The sequence below is a fragment of the Micromonospora sp. SD12 genome (assembly GCF_052068495.1).
GTDB lineage: Bacteria > Actinomycetota > Actinomycetes > Mycobacteriales > Micromonosporaceae > Micromonospora > Micromonospora echinofusca.
The window spans coordinates 549,309-572,112 of sequence record NZ_JBQHDF010000003.1; the positions used below are offsets into that span (position 1 = coordinate 549,309).

A 22,804-nucleotide genomic window follows, 5' to 3' on the forward strand; every position below is an offset into this window, starting at 1 on the left:
CTCACCCCCGCCCCCGCTCAGGGGGCGGGGGTGAGGCGCAGCGCGAGTTCGGGGCAGACCTTGACCGCCTTGCGGGCGCCGTCGCGCAGCCACGTCGGCACGGGAGTGGGCGGGAAGGCGGGGTAGCCGTTGCCGTCGAGCCGGATGAAGTCCGGCACGACGTGCGCGCACAGCCCGTGCCCGTCGCAGCGGGACCAGTCGAGGGTGAGCCGCTGCGGATCCGCGTCGGGCGCGCCGGGCAGCCCCATCACCGCCCTGACCCGCCGGCCGCAGCCCTCGCCGGTCGTGTGTAGCCGCAGGTCCTCGGCGAACACCTCCATCGCGGAGAGCGCGAAGCGGGCCGTACCGTCGGGGTGGCTGCACGCCCCGCGGCCCTTCACGTCGCCGGCGGCGGCGCGGACCACCTCCACCGGGGCGCTGCCGGCGACCGCCAGGTCGACGGCGCGGGCCAGGTCGGGCAGGCCCATCCGGCACGGGCCGCACTGCCCCGCGGACTCGCCGGCCAGGTAGCGCACCACCTGGGCGGCCTCGCCGAGCGGGCAGGTGTCCGCGCCGAGCGGGACGACGATGCCGGCGCCGAGGGTGCCGCCCACGGCCGCCAGCCCCTTACGGGATATCTCCGCCCGGTCGGCGGCCTCCCGGGTGATCCACCTGCCGTGGTAGCCGCCCGTCAGGACGCCCGGGCCGTCGGGCACCTCGCACAGGTCGAGGATCTCCCGCAGCGCGGTGCCGGCCGCGCACTCCACCACCGCCGGTCGGCCCGCCGCGCCGGTGACGGTGAGCAGCACGGTGCCGGGCTCGTCGTCGGTGCCGAGCGCCGCGTACTCGTACGGGCCGAGGCGGGCGGCGACCGCGAGCTGGGCGTACGTCTCGGCGTTGGAGAGCAGGGTGGGCAGGCCGCCGACGCCGGAGTCGCTGGAGCGCCGCTTGGTGCCCGGCGGGATGTGCGGCAGGCCGTTGATGCCGTTGACCAGGGCGCCGCCCTCGCCGGAGATGAACCGGTGCGGCACGGTGACGATGCTGGTGGGCACCGGCATCCGGCGTTCCTCCAGCGCCTCGGTCAGGGAGGCGCGGCCCACCCCGTCGTCGGCCACCCCCACGACGATCTCGTCGGCGTCCAGCGCGTACGCGGCCAGCGCGGCGCCGTCGAGGATCAGGTGCGGGGCCCGGGTGAGCAGCACCTTGTCCTTCCAGCTCGCCGGCTCGCCCTCGGTGGCGTTGACCACCACCGCCGCCGGAAGGTCCCGCCGTTCGCAGGACTCCAGCACCGCGCGGAGCTTCCTCGCGAACGGAAAGCCCGCGCCCCCCTTGCCCTTGAGCTGGACTCCCTCGGCGAGCCGGAGCAGGGTGGCCGGTTCCATCGGCCCGACCGGCCCGTGCACCTCCTCGTGGGCGGGCAGGTCGAGCCGGCCGTACTCGGCGAAGCCGGCGGTGAGCCGGGGCTCGCCGACGCAGGCCACCGGGGGCACGGTCGTCCGCGTCACTTCGCCTCGCCCCGCAGCCCCGCCCAGTACGCCCCGTCGACCGCGTCGGCGTTCACGCGGCGGCGGCGCGCCGACCGGCTCTCGCCGGCTGCCCGGCGCGCCCGCCGGGAGGCGAGGTCGACCAGGGTGGGGGTGTCGTCGGCCGGCAGCGGGACCTCCTCGGGGACGTACCGGACCGGGGGCCGCCAGTAGTCCGGTTCGAGGTCCAGGTCGTCCTCGGCGCTGTGCCGCCCGCCGCCGCTGCGCGGCGCCGCCGAGACCGAGGCGGAGGAGACCGGCCCGGCCGAGACCGGCTCCGCCGAGACCGGGTCGCCGGACTGCCAGCGCCGGGGGCTGTCCCAGGGCTCCTCGGGCTCCTCCCGGCGGCGGGGCGGTGCGGAGTAGCGCCGCTCCGCGTCCCGCTCGGCCCGGTCGCGGCGGGCGGGCTCCTCGGCGTACCGGCGGCCGGCCGGGCCGGGCTCCTCCCCGCGTCGGCGGCGTCCGGTGGGCGCGGGTTCCTCGGCGTACCGGCGACCGGCCGGGGCGGTCTCCTCGCGGCGCCGTCCGACCGGGGCGGTCTCCTCCCGGCGCCGGGCGGCTGGGACGGGGGCGTCCTCGCGACGGCGGGGGCGGGCCGGGTCGCGGAGCGTGCCGGGCTCGGGCACGACCGGCAAGGTGAGCCGGTCGGGGTCGCGGCGCCGCGCGACGGGGGCGGGCCAGGAGCCGGTGACCGTGGCGCCGGCCCAGGCGCCCGCGCGCCCGTCCGGCTTCGCCGCCCGGTCGGCGCGTCGGGTCAGGCCCCGCAGCAGCGACCGGCCCGGGGCGTCCTCCGCCGGTCGGCCGGCGAGGGCCCGGTTCATCGCGGCGGCCTGGTGCTGCTCGCGGCGGCGCCGGCCGAGGCTGACGGAGAGGCGCACCAGCAGCGCCAGCACGACCAGCAGCACGCAGGCGAGGTAGCTCAGCACCACCCAGGGCTTCGCGGGCCGCCCGGCGTTGAGGCCGTGCACGATGGCGAACGGCCAGGAGAGGTACGCGGCGGAGTGCAGCGTTCGCCAGAGCCACTTCGGACCGACCCCGGCGAAGCGGGCCCGGACGATCCCGGTCCAGAGCACGCTCACCATCAGCAGCGCGGCCACCGTGCCGAGACCGACGTAGAGGCCCCGCCCGCCGACGAAGGGGACCACCGCGTCGGTGCTCGCCGCGCGGCCGGTGGCGATCTTCGTGAGTACGTGGCAGACCAGTCCGGCGACGCCGAGGATGCCGGTGGCCCGGTGCGCGGACTGGAGCAGCACCCGGTGGCGGATCAGCAGCACCAGCCGGTCGGTGGCGAGCAGCCCCATCATCACGGTGAGGCTCAGCGCCACCAGGGCGACGACGCCCGCGAAGAACTCCGTGAAGAAGAAGCCGTACGCGTACGCCGTCGAGCCGGCGCCGGTCAGCATGGTGGCGGCCCACAGCGCGGCGAGCGCGGACGCGGTCAGCAGGGCCACCGCGGACCGGGACCCGCTGCGGGCCCCCCGGCTGGTGCTGGTGGTCCGGACGGTGGGCGGCTTCTGGTTCCGTTGTGCCCGGGCCATCTGCTCCTCGATCGTCTCGCGGCGGCGCACCACCGGCCGACCCTGTTCCCCATCGAGTACGGACCGGCGCGGCGGGCGGATCACCGCCGCGCGGAAATTCCTCACGCCGACGTCGAACCGGCGGGCCCGCGCGTGATCCTCAGAGGTCTGTGGCACCGCACCTCGGTCGGCAACTGGTGCACCGTCGGATGGCCGGGATCGGCACCGCCCATTGACCACATCATGCTGCGGGAGGTAGATGTCGATCATGACTGATGCTGTCGGCCGAGACAACGACGGCGTGCCGAACGGGCTCATCCTGTTGGTGGGACCGCCCGCCTCGGGCAAGTCCTCCTTCGCCCGCGCCTGGATCGAGCGCGGTCAGCTGGACCGGGATGGGGTCGTCTCCTGTGACTCCATCCGCAGCGAGTTGGTCGGAAACCGCGTCGACGTCAGCGACGATCCGGTGGTCTTCGACGAGATGGACCGACGCGTCGCGGCGCGGCTGGAGGCGGCCCTTCCCGTGGTGGTCGATGCCACCAACGTCATACCCGACGCGCGAATCAGGATGATCTTCTGGGCCAGGCGGTACGGCCGCCCGGTCACGGCGTTGCGGTTCCGGGTGGCCGCCGAGATCCTGGTCCACCGCAACGCGGAGCGCCCCGGCCACGCACGCGTGCCCCTTGACGATGTTCTGCGCTACGCAGCGGTCGCGGCACTGCACACGGACCGCGCCCGGCTGCTCGATGAAGGGATCACCGTTGTCGTCGACGTGCCCGGTGAGGCCGAGGGCATGAGCCCGGCCCAAGCCGCGGAGTTGATCAGGATCACAGCGTAGGGCGGACCCGTCGCGGTCTGTGCCAGGCGCGGACAGCCGCTCACGTTGCATCAAACACGGTCAGTGTGGCCGGCTCTCCCAGGCCGGCCGCTGGGGGTCGTCGTTGTGCACGATGACGTCGACGTGATCGGTCGGGCGGACCGTAGCGAAGTAGAGCTGCTGGGCGGGGATGTAACGCTCGCGCCAGCGCCGTTCGACGTCGGCGCGGGACGACACCCGGCGTTCTCGGATCACCGCGCGGTCCACGGTCTTCTCGAGCGCGGTCGACACGAAGACGCGCAGGTCCCACCGATCTGTCAGTTCCGGGCGCATGAGGAAGACGCCGTCGAAGAGCAGCACGGCGTCGGCGGGGGCGGTCGTGACCGGCGGGGACAGCGCAGTGTCCGCGGTGCGGTCGTACACCGCGTTCTGGAAGCGTCGGTCTCCGCCCGGGCCGAGCGGATCGAGCAGGACCCGGTTCAGCGCGTCGTGGTTGTGGGTGTCGAAGTAGCAGCCTTCGGCGGAGTACTCGCCGCGCGGGTAGCGCTGTGCCCGGGGGAAGAGGAAATCGTCGATCGTCGCGCGGATGACGTCGCGGCCCTGTTTGCGCAGGACGACGGCCAGCTCGTCGGCGAGCGTGGTCTTGCCCGTCGCGGGCGGCCCGTCGACGGCAACCCGCGTCGGATGTGTGACTGAGACGGACCCGACTGCCTCAGCCAGGCGGCCGAGCATCTCGTCGCGGGTGCCCTGGTCCATATCCTGCCCCCGTCCCAGTCCTGCGAAGGTCCCCGTGTCGAGCCGACCTCACGCGCGCCGGTCTCCTGAGGCGCACTCGATCATGGCCGCTGGTTGGGCTGTCGCCGCGGCTTGTCAAGGTGCGTAGCCGGTCGAGTGTCTGAGGTGTTCGCACCAGCCGGGGCCGACCGCTCGCGAGGTGGCATCCCAGGCAGCACGGCCGCCAGGCAGCATCCAGGCGCGAGTGGGGTGATAGTCCGTGCGGATCTCGATCAGCGTCCGTGCGAGGCATCGGCTGGACATCGCCAGGGCTTCGACATTGCCCGGCGGTATCAGCTGCTGTTCGGTGCGATATCGGTCGACGGCGACCTGCGAGTGGGTCTCCTGGCGGTGCCGGTCGACGCTGGCCAGCGCGATGAGGGGCGGTTCTTGTTCCTCGGCGACGGCGGCCAGGATCCGGTCATGACCGTCGAGGATGACGTAGCAGTCCAGGCCGCTGATCCACCAGAGCAGCACAGGGGGCAGGATGCCGGCCCTCGCCTGCTTGCGATATGCCTTGACCCGCGCGTCGGTCGCGCCACTCAACCGGCGCAGCGGCAGCACCTGCCACCCGCCCTGCCGGGAGAACCAGTCGATCTCACCGGGATTCTCGGTCAGCAACAAGGTCGCCCACCGGTGCGCGGACGACCGAGCCCAGGGAGTGTGTTCCAGGTGGGTAGCGGTTGCGCCGAGAAGCCACCGACCGTCGTAGAGCGGGCTCTGGTCCGCGGCCTGCAAGGCGGAGGCGAAGTAGTGCGCCCACCTTCGGCTCCGACATCCGCCACCAGCATCGGCTGTCGCCTCGGCGTGCACCGACCGCATCGGTGCGATCAACGGCCGGAAGCGGCCGGTGGTCAGGTATTCGACTCCCGCGTGGTCCTGGTGCACTTTCGCCAGGAGAACCACCTGGTCGCTCTGCCGTAGCAGAATGCGACCGCCTCCAGCGACATGGACCGCAAGCTCGGGTCGGACGCCACCACCGACCTCGAGCACCAGGTCCGACGCGCCGTCATTCACCCGCCTCACGACGCCTGTCCTCCGCACCCGCTGATCGTAGTCGGCGGCCGCCGCAGACCCGGGCCATGGCGACACGAGCGCGGGCACGGCTGACCGTCACGCGAATGGGAACGCCCGCAGGATCAGGACGACGGACCGGGCCGCCCCGAAAACATCCACACATGCCCATGCATTGACAGCGCTTGCAATGCGCTTGTAACCTTTCGGAAATTTTCAAGCTCCACTGCAAGATCCCGGCACGGCCGGGCCCTTCCCCGGCCTCGCCACCGCCCGTCCCCCCACACCCCCGTCAGGAGTCCTCCCATGCAGAGACGTCGACGGTTGTCGGCGATCGTCGCCCTCGGCGTGATCGCCGGCCTGATCGTCCCCACCGCCGCGACGGCGCCCCCGGCCGCAGCGGCCCCGGCAGGCGGCAAGAAGGTCATCGCCAACCTCTTCGAGTGGAACTGGTCCTCGGTGGCGAACGAGTGCCGCACCACCCTCGGCCCGAAGGGCTACGGGTGGGTGCAGGTCTCGCCGCCCCAGGAGCACGTCCGGGGCTCGCAGTGGTGGCTGGCCTACCAGCCCGTCAGCTACCGCATCGAGTCCCGCAAGGGCACCCGCGCCCAGTTCAAGTCCATGGTCGACACGTGCCACGCGGCCGGCGTGAAGGTGGTCGTCGACGCGGTCGTCAACCACATGTCGGGGCAGGACAACGGCGGCACCGGCTGGGCCGGCTCGTCGTACGGGCACTACGACTACCCCGGGATCTACCAGACGCAGGACTTCCACCACTGCGGTCGCAACGGCGGCGACGACATCGCCAACTACAACGACCGGTGGGAGGTGCAGAACTGCGAGCTGGTCAACCTCGCCGACCTGAAGACCGAGTCGGACTACGTCCGTACGAAGATCGCCGGCTACCTCAACGACCTGCTCTCGCTCGGCGTCGACGGTTTCCGGATGGACGCCAGCAAGCACATGCCGGCCGCCGACATCGCCGCCATCAAGGGCAAGCTGTCACGCTCGGCGTACATGGTGCAGGAGGTGATCCACGGCGCCGGTGAGCCGATCCAGCCGGGCGAGTACACCGGCAACGGCGACGTGCACGAGTTCCGCTACGGCAAGGACCTGGCCCGGGTCTTCCGCTCCGAGAAGCTGGCCTACCTGCGCAACTTCGGCGAGGGCTGGGGGCACCTGCCCAGCGCCTCGGCGGCCGTCTTCGTGGACAACCACGACACCCAGCGCGACGTCGGCGGGGTGCTGACCTACCGCGACCGGGGCATCTACGCGCTGGCCAACGCGTTCATGCTCGCCTGGCCGTACGGCTCCCCGACGGTGATGTCGAGCTACACCTACAGCCAGCGCGACCAGGGCCCGCCCTCGGACAGCTCCGGGCGGACCCTCAACGCCACCTGCTACTCCGGCTGGGAGTGCGAGCACCGCTGGCCGGTCATCGCCAACATGGTCGGCTTCCGCAACGCCACCGAGGGATCCGGCGTCGTCAACTGGTACGACAACGGCAACAACCACATCGCCTTCGGCCGGACCGGCAAGGGCTTCGTCACGATCAACGACGAGGACTACGCGGTGAACGGTCGGTCGTACCAGAGCGGGCTGCCGGCCGGCCGCTACTGCGACGTCATCCACGGCACCTTCAGCAACGGCACGTGCAGCGGGCCGGTGATCACCGTGGACGGCGGCGGCTGGTTCGCCGCGAACGTGCCGGCCCACGACGCGATCGCCATCCACGCGGGCGCCCGGCTGAGCTGAGCGTCCCGCCCGTCACGACCCCGTCCCGGCCGACATTCCGGCCGGGACGGGGTTTCACCGTTCTGCATCCTTTACAGTTTGTTTGTGCGTTTTGACCGAATGAACCGGCGACACGTCCGGGCGCTGGCCGCCGTCGGCGTACCCCTGCTCCTGCTGGCGGCCGGGGCCACGGGCTGGGCGCTGACCCCCGGGGCCGCGCCCACCGCGCCGCCGGTAGCCGGGCCATCCGTGTCCCCGACCCGCGCGGCCCCGACCGGCGCGGCGCCGACGCCCGAGCGGGTGCCCGTCGCCGCGCCCGCGCCGGACGATCTGCCGGTGGTCGACTACGGCCCCGCGCCCACCGGCTTCCCGGCCGACCCGGACACCCTGGCCACCACGCCCCTGACCGAGGGCCTGCACCCGACCCGCCGCATCGCCGCCTACACCGCCCCCGGCGGCCGGCCGCTGGCCTTCCTCGACCCCACCATCAGCGGCGTCGAACTGACCATGCCGATCGCCCAGCGGCGGGCCGGCTGGGTGGCGGTGCTGCTCCCCTCGGCCAACCGCACGCTCGCCTGGCTGCCGCCCGGCGGCCACACCACCGTGGCGCTGCGCGACCAGATCGTGATCGAGCGCGAGCCGCACCGCCTCACCTGGTACCGCGCCGGCCGGGCCGTGCGCAGCTGGGAGGTCAGCCTCGGCCAGCGCGGCCAGGAGACGCCGCTGGGCCGGACCTTCATCCTGGGCCGCACGCCGCCGCCGCAGAGCGTGTACGGGGGCGTCGACATCTTCGCCCTCGGCTCCGTGCCCGACGACCCGGACTCGGTGCCGGCGGGCCTGCGCGGGGCGCACATCGGCATCCACAGCTGGTACCACGACGGCGAGCTGGGAAAGAAGACCACCAACGGCTGCATCCGGCTCACGAAGAGCGGGCAGCGGGAGCTGCTGGCCGAGGTACGCCCCGGCACCGAGGTCGTCGTGGTCGACGAGCTGCCCGCCCCGCCCCCGACGGCCTGAACAAGCGCGGACCCGAGGACGGACACGGGACGGCCTTGCGCCGACGGGCCAGACTGGGGCGCCCGTCACCCAGGAGGCACCGTGCGTCACCCGTCCCGCTTTCTCAGACGCCTCGGCGTGACCGCAGCCGCCGCCACGGCCATGATCACGCTGATGCCGCAGGCGGCCGTCGCCGCGGTCGTCCTCGACGACGGCGTCGTGCTCCAGTCCACCACCGGCGCCGACCATCTCGTCACCGCCGACCGGCCCGCCTGGGCGGCAGCGGCCGTCCACTCGACCTCGAACTACAACATCAGCCTCTTCGACCAGTGGGGTGGATGGCTCGCCTCCAGTTACGGCTACGGCTTCAACCGGTCGGAATTCGTCGCCGTCAACTCGCACCTGTCGCCCCTGGCGTCGTACGAGGCCCGCACCAGCACGAGCTACGGACCCGCCATCGCCCACACGCAGTGGCGGCAATCCCACACGACGACGACGTTGCCCTACCCGGCCAACGACGGGGTGACCGGTCCGTCCGATCCGGATCTGGCCTTCGCCGCGCTGGGCAGCACCCAGGTGGTCAGTGTCTCGGACATCCACCTCAAGGCCGGCGAGGCGTTCTGGGTCGACACCGCCCCCGACACGCTGTTCTTCCTGCTGGAGAGCAGCCCGTACGACAGCACGACCCGGCTGCGCACCCGGCATCAGCACGCCACGTCCGGGGTGGTGCGCACCGCCCAGGGCTGCACGCTCTACCGCGCGAACCACAGCGGCGTCCACGGCCTGCTGATGGTCGCGGACGCCGCGCCGGTGGCGACCACCCCGCCGGGCGGAACGGCGGTCGCCCTGCACCGGTACGACCCCGCCCGCCCCTACACCTGCCCGCAGCGCAACTTCCCGGGCCCCACGCCCCCGGGCGTCTGACCGGCCGGCGGGTCCCGCCCTGTGTGGGTGTTCCGATCGGTGCACCCGCACAGGCCTTCCGCTGCCCGTCACGGACGTCCGGTCAGAACTGCTCGACCCAGTACGGGGCGACGTCCATCCAGCCGTTGGCGCCAGCGCCGTGCTTCCGGCCGCTGCTGTTGGTGCTCAGGGTGTACCAGGCGTCCACGAAGTCCGGGTCGTCGGTGTACCAGGAGGTGGGGATGGCGTCCAGGATCGCGTTGACCAGCGGGGTGTACGCGCCACCGTCCACGATCACCAGCAGGGCGCCCGCGATCGCCTTGACCAGGGACGAGTAGTTGGTGTCCCCGTCGTCCTCCATCATGACCACGTCGGCCAGGTTGTACTTGTACGACGAGAAGTGCACCAGCAGCTGGTTCGGGTGGTAGGTGGTGCCGTCGTGGTCCAGGTACGGCATCTGCACCAGGTCGACCTTGACCTTGCCGTCCAGCCCGAACCCGGCCACGAGGTTGTAGATCTCGGCGTCCCCCTTGATCCAGGGCTCCTCGTCGTCGCTCAGCCGGACGGCGTTGACCTTGGTGGCCCAGTAGCCGGCCGAGGCGCCCACCCCGGAGGTGCGGGTCGCGGGTCGCGCCGGAGCCGCCCGGTCGATGCCCCGCGCGCCCAACTCCTGACGCATCAGCGCCAGTCCCGCCGTGAGCGCCCGCTCGGTGTCCACGTCGACCACGAGCACCGGCCGCTGCGGCACCCGTGCGGCGTCCAGCACCACCGTGGCGCCGGAGCGGTCGTACGCCCTCACGCTCGGCGCCGAGTCGTCGGTCGGGGTGGCGGCCACCAGCGGCGCCTCGCCTCGGGCCAGTGCCGCGCGCATGTCCGGGTGGGCCAGCCGCAACCGCAGCAGCGAACCCGTGCCGCCCGGCAGGCCCTTGGCGACCAGCAACCGCTGGTTGGCGGCGCGCAGGTCGCCGGCGAGCCGGGCGTCGACGCCGGCGGCGAGCAGGTCGACCGGGCCACTCGCGGCGGCGACGCCCAACCGGGTCAGCTCCGCCCGATCGGTGACCGCCACCTGACGCGCCACGGCGTCGGTGATGGCGAAGACCGGGCCGGCGGCGACCGCCGGTGCCGGTGCGCGGTCATCGGGTCGGGCGTACGCCGGGGTGGCGACCGCCGCGACCAGGGTGGTGGTCGCGATGCCGAGGGACAGGACGGCGCGGCGGAAGGTACGTCGGTTCACATGGACTCCTCTGCGTCTCCCGGCCATCGGCTCGTGGCGGCGACCAAGAGATTGACGACGATAACTACATAGGTATACGTCCATCGGGGAGCCGTCAACATCACTGCGGACGCGGCCGGAGGCCGAGGGGTTCGCGGCGTAGTCGCGCAGGGTGGAGGGCCGACCGGAAGCCTCAGCGTCACGGACCGGACAACGCGTCAGCCGGTGCGACCTGCCGCGGCAGGGGCTGGTGTGGCCGTCCGGCCAGCTTGCGCCACAGGAACTCCAGCGTCAGCGCCCAGACGAAGGCGCGCTGCTCGCTGTTCGCCGCCGCGCCGTGCCCGCCCTCGACGTTCTCGTAGTAGGACACGTCGTGCCCGTACTCGCGCAGCCGGGCCGCCATCTTGCGGGCGTGCCCCGGGTGCACCCGGTCGTCCCGGGTCGAGGTGACGAGCAGGACCGGCGGGTACGCCCGGTCGCCGTCGACGTTGTGGTACGGGGAGTACCGGCGCAGGAACTCCCAGTCGGCCGGCACGTCCGGGTCGCCGTACTCGGCCATCCACGACGCGCCCGCCAGCATCCGGTGGTAGCGCCGCATGTCCAGCACCGGCACGTGCGCGACGACCGCCCCGAACAGCGTCGGCTGTCGAGTCAGCATCACCCCCATCAGGAGGCCGCCGTTGCTGCCGCCCTCGACGCCGAGCAGTTCCGGCGTGGTGATGCCCCGGGTCACCAGGTCGGCCGCCACCGCCGCGAAGTCCTCGTACGCCCGGGGCCGGTTCTCCCGCAGCGCGGCCCGGTGCCACCCGGGGCCGTACTCCCCGCCGCCCCGGATGTTCGCCACCACGTAGGTGCCGCCCCGGGCCAGCCAGCCCCGCCCGACGACCCCGCTGTAGTGCGGGGTCAGGGGGATCTCGAACCCGCCGTAGCCGGTGAGCAGCGTCGGAGCGGCGGGCGCGTCCGGGTCCCCCACCACGAAGTACGGGACCCGCGTGCCGTCGGCCGAGGCGGCGAAGAACTGCCGTACCGCCAGGCCGTCCGCGTCGAAGGTCGCCGGGGCCCGCCTGAGCGTCTCGACCGCGCCGCCGACCCGCCCGAGCCGCAGCGTGGCCGGCTGGAGGAACCCCTCCGAGGCGAGCAGGTAGGCGTCGTCGTTGTCCGGGTCGGTGTCCACGACCTCGCTGTGGTCGAACTCCGGCACCCCGTGCAGGGGCTCCCGCCGCCAGCCGTCCCCGTCGGGCGTCAGCACCTCCAGCCGGCTCCGCACGTCGACGAGGGTGGCCAGGATCAGCCGGCCACGGGTCCAGCAGTGGCCGCTGAGCGCCGTACGGTCGTCGGGACGGAAGAGCACCGTCATCTCCCGCCCGCCGGCGAGGAACGCGTCGAACCGGGTCGCCAGCAGGGTGCCCGCGGGGTGGGTCACCCCGCCGACCGCCCACGGCGAGCGCGGCCGGACGAGCAGCCACTCCCGGTGCACGTCCCACTCGGCGTCCTCCGGCACGGCGATCGGGATCCGCTCGCCCGTCCCGGTCAGCAGGTGTCGCTCGGAGCGGAAGAAGTCCAGCCGGCGGCCCACGAAGTCGCGCTCGAAGCCGGGCGTCGGGTCGTGCGAGGCCCAGACGGCGACGTCGTCGGCGTGCCCCTCGTGGACGATCTCGGCCTCGGCCAGCGGCGTGCCCCGCCGCCACCGCTTGACCACCCGGGGATAGCCCGAGGAGGTCAGCGAGCCGGGCCCGAAGTCGGTGGCGACGTAGACGTGGTCGGCGTCGATCCAGCCCACGTCGCTCTTCGCCTCGGGCAGCGTGAAGCCGTCCTCGACGAAGACGCGGCGGTCGAGGTCGAACTCGCGCACCACGACCGCGTCGCCCCCGCCCCGGGAGAGGCTGACCAGGCAGCGCCCGTAGCCCGGCCGCAGCACCGTCGCCCCGCTCCAGACCCAGTTCTCGCCCTCCTCGGCGGCCAGCGCGTCCAGGTCGAGCAGCACGTCCCACTCCGGCTCCGCCCGGCGGTACTGCTCGAGCGTCGTCCGCCGCCAGATGCCGCGCGGGTGCGCCGCGTCGGTCCAGAAGTTGTAGTAGAGGCGGTCCCCGCGCCAACCGGGATAGGGGATCCGGTCGTCCGCGTCGAGCACCTGCCGGAGCTCTGCCCGCAGGGCCGCGAACCCCTCTCCGCCGGTCAGGGCCGCCACGGTCTCCGCGTTGCGGTCCCGCACCCACCGCGCGGCGTCCGCACCATCAAGATCTTCCAGCCAGAGGTACGGGTCGTCGGTCTCCACGGTCAGCCTCGCCACCCCGCCACTATCCCCGACGGGAGGCCTACGCCCGAGTCGGGGCACCTGTCGGCATGGCGACGACCACCCGGCTCACCGCCACCCTGACCGTCGTGCGCACCGGTGGGGTCGGCTTCACGGCTGGGTGTGCCGCTCGGCGGCGTCGAACGCGGGCGCGAGCGGGGCCAGCGCCGCGCGGAGCTGGTCGGCCAGTGAGCCGGAGGGCACGACCAGTCCTCCGGCGGCGAGACTCTCGGCGGCGTCCGTGTTCCCGGCCGGCCGGAGCCAGCCTTCCAGCGCGATGCGAACCGCCGCGGCCACGCTTGCCGCGAGGACGCGGGCCGTGTGCGCTTCGGCGTGGTCCAGGCGTTCGGCGATCACCGCCGTGAGAGGGCGCTCGATGCCGGCGGTGGTGTCGAGGAACGCGTCGCGCAGCGCGGTCTGGGTGGTGATCAGCAGCAGCGCCTTGTGTTCGCGCTCGCCGGTGTTCGTGTACTGCTCGACCACTGCCTGGGTGACGGCGTTAGCCAGGCGCACTCCTGCGGGCCGGGCCGCGACCGCCGCCGCGATGCGCGCCTCCCGGTCCGCGGTAACGGCAGAGACGATCGCCTGCTCCCGGCTGGCGAAGTAGTTGTTGTAGGTGCGCGGCGAGACCCCGGCCGCTTCGGCGATGTCCTCGACCCGCACCTGGTCCGGTCCGCGCTCCTCGGCCAGGCGCAGGGCCGCCTCGCGTAGCGCCTCGCGCGTGGCCTGCTTCTTCCGCTCCCGCAGCCCTGGTGGTCTCGTCACGGCGTCAGCGTCCCACGCAGGGCTGCGGGAGCCAAAGTTGCGTACACGCAAACTTGCGTGCACGCACTTTTCCTGCCAGTCTCGACCCGACCGGGACCAACAGGGAGGACGTGACCATGCGAGCAAGAGGGATGACCTACGACACCGGGTTCGTCGTGCACGGCCAACTGTCCCGCGAGCACCTCGACCTTGCGGTGGTCCGGCGCGAGCTCGCCATCATCCGCGACGACCTGCACTGCAACGCGGTCCAGATCATCGGCGGCGACCCGGATCGACTGGAACTGGCCGCCGGTGCCGCCGCCGAACTCGGCCTGGAGGTCTGGTTCTCGCCCTATCCGCTGGAGCTGGACCCGGAGCAGATCCTGACGCTCTTCCGCGACTGCGCCGAGCGGGCGGAACGGCTCCGGCAGCGGGGGGCCACAGTCGTGTTCGTCGCAGGGGTCGAGCTGAGCGTGATGAACCGCGGGTTCCTGTCCGGAGAGAGCCCCGAGGAGCGGGTCGAGCAGCTGATGAGCCAACCCGAGCGGCGGGCCGGAGCGATACGCGAGCTCGGCGTGCGCATCAACGCATTCCTCCGCGAGGCCGCAGCCACGGTCCGCGAGCGCTTCCAGGGCGGACTCACCTACGCCTCCATCCAGTTCGAGCAGGTCGACTGGGCTCCCTTCGACATCGTGACGTTCGAGCTGATCCGCTCCGCCGAGGTCGCCGACCGGTTCCGGGACGCGGTGCGCACCCTGGCCCGAGGCCCGAAGCCGCTCGCCATCACCGGGTTCGGCACCGCGGCCTACCGAGGCGCGGGAGACCGCGGCGGGCGGGTGCTGGAAGTGGTCGAGTACGACCCGGAGACCAGGGCTCCCGTGCGGCTCAACGGCACGTACGAGCGTGACGAGGCCGGCCAGGCCGCATATCTGAGCGAACTGCTGGAGATCTTCGAGACCGAGGGCGTGGACAGCGCGTTCGTGTTCCTGTTCGCCCTGCCTGGCTACCCGCACCGCCCGGACGGCGACCCCAGGGACGACCTGGACCGGGCCAGCCTGGGCATCGTCAAGCTCCTCGAAGGGTGCCGGGGACAGACCTACCCCGACATGGAATGGGAACCCAAGGCCGCCTTCGCCGCAGTGGCGCAGCGGTATCGGAAGTCATCGCACAAATCGCACGAGTAGAGGACGGTATCCACCGGCATCGGTCAGCACGACCTTCTGACCTGGCATGCACGTGACCGTCGCGGGTAGTACCCGAACATGAGGGCGAGTTTCCGGCTCGGCCGGATAGCGGGCGTACCGGTCGGGGTCAACTGGAGCGTCCTGGTCATCTTCGTGCTGATCGCCTGGGGGCTGGCCGGCAGCCAGTTCCCCCGGGCCTACCCGGACCGGCCCGTCGCCGCGTACGTCCTGGCGGGGCTCGCGGCGGCGGTGGTCTTCTTCCTCGGCCTGCTCGCCCACGAGATCTCGCACGCGATCGTCGCGAAGCGCAACGGGCTGGAGGTCGGCGGGATCACCCTCTGGCTCTTCGGCGGGGTGGCCGAGCTGCGCGGCGAGGCGCGCGACCCGGGCGCTGAGCTGCGCATCGCCGGCGTCGGCCCACTGGTGAGCCTGCTGATCGGGCTCTTCTTCGGCGCGATCGCGGTGGTGCTCGCCGTGGCCGGGGTGGAAGGGCTGCTGCTGGGCTCGCTGGCCTGGCTGGCCGGCATCAACGTGCTGCTGGCGGTCTTCAACGCGCTGCCGGCCGCCCCGCTCGACGGCGGGCGGCTGCTGCGCGCGGCGGTCTGGAAGGCGACCGGCGACCGGACGAAGGCGTCGGTGGTCGCCGCCCGGGCCGGCTGGGTGCTCGGCGCGGTGCTGATCGGCCTGGGGCTGTGGCAGTTCCTGGCCGGCGTCGGCTTCGGCGGGCTCTGGCTCGCCCTGATCGGCTGGTTCCTCATCGGCGCCGCAGGCATGGAGGAGCGGCAGGCCCGGATGGGCAGCGCGCTGGAGGGCGTCCGGGTGGCCGACGTGATGACGCCGCAGCCGCAGACCGCGTCGGGGCAGATGACGGTGGGCGACTTCGTCGACCACTACCTCTTCGCGTACCGGCACACGGCGCTGCCGCTGACCGAGGACGACCACCCCGTCGGCCTGGTCACCCTCGACCGGGTACGCGGCATCCCGGCGGAGCGCCGGGCCGCCACCACGCTGGCCGAGGTCGCCTGCCGCGCCGACGAGCTGGTGCTCGCCCGGCCGGACGAGCCGCTCAACGAGCTGCTCCCCCGGCTCAGCGAGTGCGCCGACGGGCGGGCGCTGGTGGTCTCCGACGGCCGGCTCGTCGGGATCGTCTCGCCGAGCGACATCAGCCGGGCGGTGCAGCGCGGCAGCCTCCGGGAGCAGATGCAGGGCAGCCGGCCCGGCCGCTAGTCGCGGGGAAGGTAGTGGTCGAGCAGGTCCGTGCGGAACGTGCCGGCCGGGTCGAGCCGGCGCGCCAGGTCGAGGAAGTCGGCGTACCGGGGCCAGGCCGCGGCGACCGCCGCCGGGGCGAGGCCGAAGACCTTCCCCCAGTGCGGGCGCGGCGCGAACGGCGCGAGCCGCTCCTCCACCGCCGCCGCCACCGGCAGCACCGCCGCCGCGTCGGCGGTCCAGGTGAAGTGGATGGCGAGGCTGTCCCGCCCGTGGTTCGGGCTGAGCCACAGCCCGTCGCCGGCCACCGTCCGCAGCTCGCAGACCTGGAGCACCGGCGCGATCAGGTGCGCCACCGGGTCCAGCGCGGCCAACGCCGCCGCCGCCGAGGCCCGCGGCACGTGGTACTCCGACTGCAACTCCTCCCCGCTGCTGGGGGTGAACCCGAGCCGGAAGTGCGGCAGGCGTTCGTGCCACGGGCCCGGCTCGCCGAGCTGCGGCGTGCAGTTGCGCGCCGGCATGCCGGGCACCGGGTGCCGTTGCCCGTCGGCCGGCGTCGTGTCGAGCCAGTCCGCCGGGAGGGGGTCCGCGTCCGCGCGCTGCTTGACCCACACCTCCCGCAGCCGCGACGAGCGCCAGTCGGTGAAGACGCTGACGCTGTACGCCGAGGCGAGCGCCGCGTCCAACGCCGCGCGGGGCAGGCCGAGGCGGACGTACTGGCGGATGTCGAAGGTCGGCACCACGTCCAGGGTGACCCGGGTGACGACGCCCAGCGCGCCCAGCGAGACGACCATCCCGGCGAAGGTGTCCCCGTCGGCCGCCCGGTCCACGGTCAGCAGGTCGCCGCCGGCGGTGACCAGTTCCAGCCCGGCGACCGCGCTGGCCAGGTTGCCGATCGTCTCGCCCGATCCGTGGGTGCCGGTGGCGATCGCGCCGGCTACCGAGATGTGCGGCAGCGAGGCCAGGTTGGCCAGCGCGTACCCGCGCGCGTGCAGCCAGGACGCGAGGTCCCCGTACCGCATGGCGGCCGGCACCGTGACGGCCCGGCGGTCCGGGTCGAGCGCGACGGTCCCGGGCAGCCCGGCCAGCGAGACGAGGTCGCCGGTGGTGTCGCCGAGGCGGTTGAACGAGTGCCCCGTGCCCACGACACGGAGGCGTTCGCTGCCCGCCACCAGCCGGCGCAGCTCGTCCAGGGAGGCGGGCGCGTGGTGGCGGCGGGCGGCGTAGCGGACGTTGCCCGCCCAGTTGCGCCGCGGCACGGAATCGGCGGCGGTCACGGGACGCGGCGGCGCTCGGCGGGCCGCTCGTCGGTCGGCGCGCCGCCGAGCGCGTCGACGAAGCGGTCCCCGGCGTGCCGGGTGAGCGCCGCCGCCACCTCGGCGGGCTCCTCCCGGACCCGGGCCAGGTCCAGCAGCTCCACCGCGGCCCGGCCGTCGACCGGATGGCGTGCGTCGGCCGGGAGCCCGGCCAGCGTGCCCGGTACGGGCACCAGCAGCAGTCTCGGCGTGGCCGGCAGCCCCTCCCGGGCGGACGGGCGGGCCAGCGCCAGCGCCTCGACCTCCGTCCACGCGATCGTGCGGCGCAGCCCCGGACGGCGGACGGTCAGGCCGTCGACGCCGATGACGAACCGGAACGGACGCAGCAGGCCGGCCAGTACGCTCCCGCCCAGCAGTACGGCGCCACCGGCGACCAGCCGGCGCAGCAGCGCGTGCTCCCCCGGCAGCGCCAGCAGCACCCCGCCGCTGAGCACACAGACCAGGGGCAGCACCAGCGCCCCCCGGGTGCGGTGCAGTTCCACGTCGTACCCCCGTTCGACACCACGGTCTTCGGCACGCATCATCCGGCGGGCACCGGCGGGGCGGAACCGGTCGATCGGGCACGGTTACCCCGCCGCGATCGGGGAACGCCGCGACGATGAACACGTACCGCGATCCCGCCGCCCGAGAAGACGTTGCCCGCCGCCGCGCGCAGACCGGCCCCGACGGCCCGGAGAGCCTGGCGCAGAGCGGTCCCGTCGGCCCGGTGTCTCCGGTCGGCCCGCCGGCCGGGGCGTACCCGACGGGCACCACGCCCGGCCCCCGGCCGGTCCCGGCGCCTCCGCCCACACCGCGCCCGGTACCGCACCCGGGGCCGGCGCCCCGGCCGGGAGGCGCCTGACGGCGGGCGGCGCCTGACGGGCGGGCGCCACCGGGCAGCCCCTTCCGCCGGCTCGGAGCTGCGCGGACCGTGCCACCGGCTCAGAGCTGGGGCTTCACCTCGGCCGCGACCAGCTCCAGGTGGTCGAGGTCGGCCAGGTCGAGCACCTGGAGGTAGAGCCGCTCACTGCCGATCTCGGCGTACCGGCCGATCTTGTCGACGACCTCGGCGGGGGTCCCCGCGAGGCCGTTCTCGCGCAGTTCGTCCGGTTCCCGGCCGATCGCGGCGGCCCGCCGGGCCACCTCGGCGTCGTCGCGCCCGCAGCAGAGCACGAGGGCGTTGGACCAGCACAGCTCGCCCGCGTCCCGGCCGACCTCCGCGCAGGCGGCCCGGACCCGGTCGAACTGGGCGACGGAGTCCGCCACCGACGCGAACGGCAGGTTGAACTCGTCGGCGTACCGGGCGGCCAGGCGCGGCGTACGCTTCGGGCCCATGCCGCCGAGCAGGATCGGCGGGCGCGGATCCTGCACCGGCTTCGGCAGCGCCGGCGAGTCGCTGACCGGGTAGTACTTTCCGGCGAAGTCGAAGGTCTCGCCGGGCGGCGTCGCCCAGAGCCCCGTGACGACAGCGAGCTGCTCCGCCAACCGGTCGAAGCGCTCCCCCAGCGACGGGAACGGGATGCCGTACGCGGTGTGCTCCTCGGCGTACCAGCCGGTGCCGATGCCCAGCTCCACCCGGCCGCCGCTCATCTGGTCGACCTGGGCGACGGTGATGGCCAGCGGGCCCGGCAGCCGGAACGTGGCGGCGGTCATCAGCGTGCCCAGCCGGATCCGCCGGGTGTCCCGCGCCAGGCCGGCGAGGGTCGTCCACGCGTCCGTCGGGCCGGGGTCGCCGCTCACCGCGCCCATCTTCAGGTAGTGGTCGGAACGGAAGAAGGCGCCGTAGCCGGTCTCCTCCGCGCACCGGGCCACGGCGAGCAGGTCGTCGTACGTGGCGCCCTGCTGGGGTTCGGTGAAGATCCGCAGTTCCATGCTTCGAGCATAGGGAGCCGGCCGGGCCCGCGCGCCGATCCGCCCCTTCCGGCGGTGCCGCCGCGCGAAGTGGCGGGGATCCGATAGCGGCGGTCCTGGCCCCCGGGTCGTCAGCAGGTCCAGAGTGGAGGCCGGGCGACGAGTCGAGGAGGACGCATGGAGGACCAGCACCGGGACCGGCTGATCGGGGCGGTGGAGGCGCTGCTGCCGGAGGTGTCGCGCCGGGCCGGCGAGATCGAGGCCGCCCGTGGGCTCCCGGCCGACCTGCTCGACTCGCTGCGGGCCGCCGGCTGCTTCCGGATGTTCGTCCCCCGCAGCCACGGCGGGTACGACGCGGACCTGCGCACCGGGTTGCGGGTGCTGGAGGCGCTGGCCCGGGCCGACGGCTCCACCGGGTGGACCGTGATGATCGGCGCCGAGACGCCGCACCTGCTGGCGATGCTGTCCCGCGACCGGTTCGACAAGGCCTACGCCGACGGGCCGGACGTGGTGGTCGGGGGCGGGTTCGCCCCGCAGGGCCACGCCGAGCAGGTCGACGGCGGCTTCCGGGTCACCGGCCGGTGGGCGTTCGCCAGCGGCGCCCGGCACGCCGACTGGATCTTCGGCAACTGCGTGCTCACCGAGGGCGGCGCGCCGCTGCCCGGGCCGGCGGGGGCACCGCCGGCGGTGCGCTCCATGCTCTTCCCGGCCTCCCGCGTCACCGTCCACGACACCTGGCACGTGCTGGGCCTGCGCGGCACCGGCAGCCACGACGTCGAGGTGGCGGACGCGTTCTGCCCCGTGGAGGAGAGCTTCGACCTGTTCACCGGGGTGCCCTGCGTACCGGGGCCGGGCTTCGTGGCGCCGCTGGTCCACTTCGTCCTGCACCTCGGCGCGGTCGCCGTCGGTATCGCGCAGGGCGCGCTGGACGACATGGTCGCGCTGCTCGAAGGCGGCCGGCAGCGGCTCTACGCGCGGCAGTCGCTCGCCGACTCGCCCGCCTTCCGCCTCCAACTCGGCCGCGCCGACCTCGACGTACGGGCGGCCCGGGCGCTGCTGCGCGACCTGGCCGACGACCTGTGGGCGGCCTGCGCCACCGACCCGGCGGCGATCCCCGCGCTGCACCCGAGGATCTCCGCCGCGCTGCCCTGGGTGACGGAACGGGCCGCCGCCGCGGTCGACACCTGCTACCGGGCGGCCGGCGGCGGGGCGGCCCGGGACTCGTCGCCGTTGCAGCGCCGGTTCCGCGACATCCACACGTTCAGTCAGCACGCGGCGGCGGCGGAGGGCTGGCTCGCCAACAACGGCGCGCGGGTACTCGGCCGGCCGGTGGAGCTGGCCTACTGACGCCGGCGTGAAGCGGCGCGCGGTCGGCGGCGCGCGGGCGCCCGGGCAGCCGACGCGCGGACGCCGGGGTCAAGCGGCGCGCGGGGCGCCGGGGTTCAGCGGCGCGTGGGCGCCTCGGCGCGGGCGGGTGTCCCCGGTTTCCGACCGGAGCCGGGGCACCCGTCCGCCGTCGATCGACGGGTCAGCAGCGCTGCCGCTGCCCCGTGTAGTGCACGCCGACCTTGCCCACCACGGTCAGGTCGGTCAGGGCGGTGTTCGCACCGCGGTGCACGTAGCACGAGTAGCGGTGCTGGTTGATCACTTCGAGGTGGATGTGCACCCCGCTGTCACCGTTGACCTGGTAGCAGCTGGACCAGCGGAAGCGGCCCGTCTCGCCGAGCTTGGTCCACGGACCGACCGAGGCGCCGACGACGATGCCACCGGGCTTGTTGTTCACGTGCATCACGTCCGCCCGGCCGAGGATCTGCCCGGTCGTGGTGTCCCGGGCCTCGAGCCCGATGCGGTAGCCGCCGTCGGCGAGATTGCGGGTCGCGCAGCCGGCCTGGACGGTGACCACCTTGACGGCGACCGGGTGCCCCGAGGCGGTCTTGGTGCCGAACGGCGAGACGATCGTGGCGCCCGGGCTGCGGTAGATGTCGACGGCCCAGTCGTTGGGGTATCCCCAGTGGCCGAAGACGATGTGGTGTGAGGTAGGCCCGGAGAGGCCGAACCGGTCCCAGGTGGACGCGCCCTGGATCGGCGGATAGACGTTGACCGTGTCCGCTGTCGGATGCGCCTGCGCGGCGCTCACCGGGGCGACCACGGCGCCGACCACGAGCGCGAGAGCGGCCACCGCAGGGGCGAGACGAGTGAACTTCACATGATCTCCATGGCTGTCCTGGCGCAGCGGGACTCGGCGGACATCGCACCGGGTGGCGCACGAGCGTGCCTGCGCGCGATCCGGCGGATCTTATACCACCATCGATGGATTTCATGATCGACGTCGTTCCGCCTGCCTGCCCGGCTCGCCGGTCTCCGGCCGACCGTTCAGACGTACGGGCGGGTGGCGTACGCCGCCCGCAGCGCGGCCAGCCCCGTCGACTTCGGCGACAGGGTGCCCCAACCGGAGTTGAAGTAGTTGGTCCGCGCGATCCGGGGGCCCCGCTCCGCGTTGAGCTGGGCGACGGCGGCCGGCACGGTGGCGATCCAGGCCGCCTGGTCCGGCACCTCCGCCACGCGTACGCCCCACTCGGCGATGATCACCGGTCGGGAGAGGGCGACGGGGCCGAGATCGGCCACCGCCCAGTCCTTCGCCCGGCGGAACCGGGCCAGCGCCGTGTGGGTGGGGCTGGTGGCGTACGCGTTCCACTGGAGGAAGTCGAGCTTGGCCATCAGCGCCTCCGGGTGGATGCGCTGGAAGCACGCCCGGTCGAAGCCGCCCACCCCGACCGAGAACGTCGTGCCGGCGGGCAGTTGGCGGGCCTTGAACCAGTTCACGATGTACGTCATCGCCTGCACCGCGCGGGCATCCGACTGCGCCCACGGGTAGGTGACGCCGGACTCGGTGGTGCCGAACTCGTGGTCGGTGTCCAACTCGGAGGCGAGCTGGATGTTCACCCCGAAGCCCAGGGTCCGGTACTGGGACAGGGCGCGGGCGAACAGACCGTCGCAGTGCCCGGCCAGGACCTGGCTGTAGCCGTACGCCCGGGGCCAGGTCGTGCCGGGGCGCTGCTGGATGGTCATCGCGGGCGCCGGGACGGTGTAGCTGACGCCGTCCACGGTGAAGGTTTGCGGCCCGGCGTTGGGCGCGCCGTAGTGCTTCAGCTCCAGCACCATGTTCATCCGCACCCCGGCCCGGCCGAGGGTGATCAGCCACGGCCGTTGGTAGCCGGGGAAGGTGTAGCCGTCGGCGAAGCTGCGGTACTGGGTCAGCGAGCGGAAGTTCCCCCCGGCCATGTCGGCCGTCGGATCGGCGCCGCCGGAGAGGTAGTAGCCGCCCAGCACCGGCGGCGCGATCGTGTAGTCGGCGCTGGCGGTGGCGGTACGGCCGCCGTTGTCGCGCACCGTGACCGTGACCCGGGGCATCACGCCACCGCCCGGTAGACGGCGACCGAACCGTTGTCCGACGCCCTGGTCCAGGTGCGGCCCGAGTCGTCGGTGACGGCGAGGGTGAGCGGATCGATGACGGCGGTGACCTTGACCGGCGCGCTGCTGTTGCCCTGCGCGTCGGTGACCACGATCGTGACGGTCACCGGCTTGGTGTCGGCGTCGCCGTAGGTGACCGTCAGGATCATCTGGTCGCCGGGCGAGTAGGTGGTGGCGTTCAGGGATGCGGTGGCGGTGGGAGCGGCCATGCCGGCTCCTCTCGTGCTAGGCCCCCCCCGGACCTGACCGCTCGTGACCACGGCCGGCTCCGGCTGGGGAGGATGGCGTCG

Annotated in this window: 20 protein-coding genes; 7 read left to right on the plus strand and 13 right to left on the minus strand. The window is 73.5% G+C overall.

All coding sequences use genetic code 11. From position 1 onward, the window contains the following. Nucleotides 1–17: 17 nt before the first annotated feature. Both ACTMS2_RS09515 and ACTMS2_RS09520 read right to left on the minus strand, forming a co-directional pair. Nucleotides 18–1,484, minus strand: a complete 1,467-nt coding sequence (locus ACTMS2_RS09515) for an NADH-ubiquinone oxidoreductase-F iron-sulfur binding region domain-containing protein (protein ID WP_441175067.1) — start codon at nucleotides 1,482–1,484, stop codon at nucleotides 18–20. Next, nucleotides 1,481–3,073 (minus strand): hypothetical protein, encoded by a 1,593-nt coding sequence (locus ACTMS2_RS09520; protein WP_441175068.1) that lies wholly within the window; start codon nucleotides 3,071–3,073, stop codon nucleotides 1,481–1,483. The genes ACTMS2_RS09515 and ACTMS2_RS09520 overlap by 4 nt, the downstream gene beginning before the upstream one ends. Before the next feature lie 205 nt (nucleotides 3,074–3,278). On the opposite strand from ACTMS2_RS09520, the gene ACTMS2_RS09525 reads away from it, so the two are divergent. Then, nucleotides 3,279–3,857 (plus strand): AAA family ATPase, encoded by a 579-nt coding sequence (locus ACTMS2_RS09525; protein ID WP_441175069.1) that lies wholly within the window; start codon nucleotides 3,279–3,281, stop codon nucleotides 3,855–3,857. A gap of 60 nt (nucleotides 3,858–3,917) precedes the next feature. Here the strand turns inward: ACTMS2_RS09525 and ACTMS2_RS09530 are convergent, their stop codons facing one another. Further along, the gene (locus tag ACTMS2_RS09530) at nucleotides 3,918–4,592 is read right to left on the minus strand and encodes a cytidylate kinase family protein (protein ID WP_441175070.1); all 675 of its coding nucleotides are present in this window, start codon (nucleotides 4,590–4,592) and stop codon (nucleotides 3,918–3,920) included. Between the two features lie 114 nt (nucleotides 4,593–4,706). Then, on the minus strand, nucleotides 4,707–5,714 hold the full coding sequence (locus ACTMS2_RS09535) for a hypothetical protein (RefSeq protein ID WP_441175071.1): 1,008 nt from the start codon (nucleotides 5,712–5,714) through the stop codon (nucleotides 4,707–4,709). Nucleotides 5,715–5,930: 216 nt separating this feature from the next. Here ACTMS2_RS09535 and ACTMS2_RS09540 point away from each other — a divergent pair, with 216 nt between their 5' ends. The 3 genes from ACTMS2_RS09540 (at nucleotide 5,931) to ACTMS2_RS09550 (ending at nucleotide 9,278) form a co-directional block, all read left to right on the plus strand. Then, the gene (locus ACTMS2_RS09540; protein WP_441175072.1) at nucleotides 5,931–7,379 is read left to right on the plus strand and encodes an alpha-amylase; all 1,449 of its coding nucleotides are present in this window, start codon (nucleotides 5,931–5,933) and stop codon (nucleotides 7,377–7,379) included. A gap of 84 nt (nucleotides 7,380–7,463) precedes the next feature. Continuing rightward, the gene (locus tag ACTMS2_RS09545) at nucleotides 7,464–8,375 is read left to right on the plus strand and encodes a L,D-transpeptidase family protein (RefSeq protein ID WP_441175073.1); all 912 of its coding nucleotides are present in this window, start codon (nucleotides 7,464–7,466) and stop codon (nucleotides 8,373–8,375) included. 117 nt (nucleotides 8,376–8,492) lie between these two features. Beyond that, on the plus strand, nucleotides 8,493–9,278 hold the full coding sequence (locus tag ACTMS2_RS09550) for a hypothetical protein (protein WP_441175074.1): 786 nt from the start codon (nucleotides 8,493–8,495) through the stop codon (nucleotides 9,276–9,278). An 82-nt stretch (nucleotides 9,279–9,360) separates the two neighbouring features. Here the strand turns inward: ACTMS2_RS09550 and ACTMS2_RS09555 are convergent, their stop codons facing one another. The 3 genes from ACTMS2_RS09555 to ACTMS2_RS09565 form a co-directional block, all read right to left on the minus strand. Beyond that, entirely contained in the window at nucleotides 9,361–10,491 is a 1,131-nt protein-coding gene (locus ACTMS2_RS09555; RefSeq protein ID WP_441175075.1) for a DUF3103 family protein, read from the minus strand. 178 nt (nucleotides 10,492–10,669) lie between these two features. Continuing rightward, nucleotides 10,670–12,760, minus strand: a complete 2,091-nt coding sequence (locus ACTMS2_RS09560) for a prolyl oligopeptidase family serine peptidase (RefSeq protein ID WP_441175076.1) — start codon at nucleotides 12,758–12,760, stop codon at nucleotides 10,670–10,672. A gap of 114 nt (nucleotides 12,761–12,874) precedes the next feature. Next, on the minus strand, nucleotides 12,875–13,528 hold the full coding sequence (locus ACTMS2_RS09565; protein WP_441175077.1) for a TetR/AcrR family transcriptional regulator: 654 nt from the start codon (nucleotides 13,526–13,528) through the stop codon (nucleotides 12,875–12,877). 155 nt (nucleotides 13,529–13,683) lie between these two features. On the opposite strand from ACTMS2_RS09565, the gene ACTMS2_RS09570 reads away from it, so the two are divergent. After that, nucleotides 13,684–14,691 carry a hypothetical protein gene (locus ACTMS2_RS09570; protein ID WP_441175078.1) on the plus strand — a complete coding sequence of 336 codons (1,008 nt, stop codon included), beginning with the start codon at nucleotides 13,684–13,686 and terminating at the stop codon, nucleotides 14,689–14,691. Nucleotides 14,692–14,769: 78 nt separating this feature from the next. Next, nucleotides 14,770–15,918: a site-2 protease family protein gene (locus ACTMS2_RS09575; protein WP_441175079.1), complete on the plus strand. Its 1,149-nt coding sequence runs from the start codon at nucleotides 14,770–14,772 to the stop codon at nucleotides 15,916–15,918. Here ACTMS2_RS09575 and ACTMS2_RS09580 read toward each other — a convergent pair. The 3 genes from ACTMS2_RS09580 to ACTMS2_RS09590 form a co-directional block, all read right to left on the minus strand. Continuing rightward, complete coding sequence (locus tag ACTMS2_RS09580; RefSeq protein WP_441175149.1) at nucleotides 15,915–17,156, minus strand: FAD-binding protein; 1,242 nt, start codon at nucleotides 17,154–17,156, stop codon at nucleotides 15,915–15,917. The two genes, ACTMS2_RS09575 and ACTMS2_RS09580, sit on opposite strands and share 4 nt — an antisense overlap. A 14-nt stretch (nucleotides 17,157–17,170) precedes the next feature. After that, entirely contained in the window at nucleotides 17,171–17,695 is a 525-nt protein-coding gene (locus ACTMS2_RS09585; protein ID WP_441175080.1) for a hypothetical protein, read from the minus strand. A gap of 439 nt (nucleotides 17,696–18,134) precedes the next feature. Beyond that, entirely contained in the window at nucleotides 18,135–19,064 is a 930-nt protein-coding gene (locus ACTMS2_RS09590; protein WP_357659591.1) for an LLM class F420-dependent oxidoreductase, read from the minus strand. A 156-nt stretch (nucleotides 19,065–19,220) separates the two neighbouring features. On the opposite strand from ACTMS2_RS09590, the gene ACTMS2_RS09595 reads away from it, so the two are divergent. Continuing rightward, nucleotides 19,221–20,390 (plus strand): acyl-CoA dehydrogenase family protein, encoded by a 1,170-nt coding sequence (locus ACTMS2_RS09595; RefSeq protein ID WP_441175081.1) that lies wholly within the window; start codon nucleotides 19,221–19,223, stop codon nucleotides 20,388–20,390. 181 nt (nucleotides 20,391–20,571) lie between these two features. Here ACTMS2_RS09595 and ACTMS2_RS09600 read toward each other — a convergent pair whose 3' ends face one another. The 3 genes from ACTMS2_RS09600 to ACTMS2_RS09610 all read right to left on the minus strand — a co-directional run bounded on the left by ACTMS2_RS09600 (nucleotide 20,572) and on the right by ACTMS2_RS09610 (nucleotide 22,723). Continuing rightward, nucleotides 20,572–21,249 carry a hypothetical protein gene (locus tag ACTMS2_RS09600; protein ID WP_441175082.1) on the minus strand — a complete coding sequence of 226 codons (678 nt, stop codon included), beginning with the start codon at nucleotides 21,247–21,249 and terminating at the stop codon, nucleotides 20,572–20,574. Between the two features lie 167 nt (nucleotides 21,250–21,416). Then, complete coding sequence (locus ACTMS2_RS09605) at nucleotides 21,417–22,454, minus strand: hypothetical protein (RefSeq protein ID WP_441175083.1); 1,038 nt, start codon at nucleotides 22,452–22,454, stop codon at nucleotides 21,417–21,419. Next, complete coding sequence (locus tag ACTMS2_RS09610; RefSeq protein ID WP_250101982.1) at nucleotides 22,454–22,723, minus strand: hypothetical protein; 270 nt, start codon at nucleotides 22,721–22,723, stop codon at nucleotides 22,454–22,456. Before ACTMS2_RS09610 ends, ACTMS2_RS09605 begins: the two co-directional genes overlap by 1 nt. Between the last annotated feature and the right edge of the window lie 81 nt (nucleotides 22,724–22,804).

Bases quoted from the DNA above. Each gene is read 5' to 3' on its own strand.
- ACTMS2_RS09525 (WP_441175069.1), top strand. From the start codon at position 3,279: ATGTCGATCATGACTGATGCTGTCGGCCGAGACAACGACGGCGTGCCG.
- ACTMS2_RS09530 (WP_441175070.1), bottom strand. From the start codon at position 4,592: ATGGACCAGGGCACCCGCGACGAGATGCTCGGCCGCCTGGCTGAGGCA.
- ACTMS2_RS09540 (WP_441175072.1), top strand. From the start codon at position 5,931: ATGCAGAGACGTCGACGGTTGTCGGCGATCGTCGCCCTCGGCGTGATC.
- ACTMS2_RS09575 (WP_441175079.1), top strand. From the start codon at position 14,770: ATGAGGGCGAGTTTCCGGCTCGGCCGGATAGCGGGCGTACCGGTCGGG.
- ACTMS2_RS09590 (WP_357659591.1), bottom strand. From the start codon at position 19,064: ATGGAACTGCGGATCTTCACCGAACCCCAGCAGGGCGCCACGTACGAC.
- ACTMS2_RS09595 (WP_441175081.1), top strand. From the start codon at position 19,221: ATGGAGGACCAGCACCGGGACCGGCTGATCGGGGCGGTGGAGGCGCTG.
- ACTMS2_RS09605 (WP_441175083.1), bottom strand. From the start codon at position 22,454: ATGCCCCGGGTCACGGTCACGGTGCGCGACAACGGCGGCCGTACCGCC.
- ACTMS2_RS09610 (WP_250101982.1), bottom strand. From the start codon at position 22,723: ATGGCCGCTCCCACCGCCACCGCATCCCTGAACGCCACCACCTACTCG.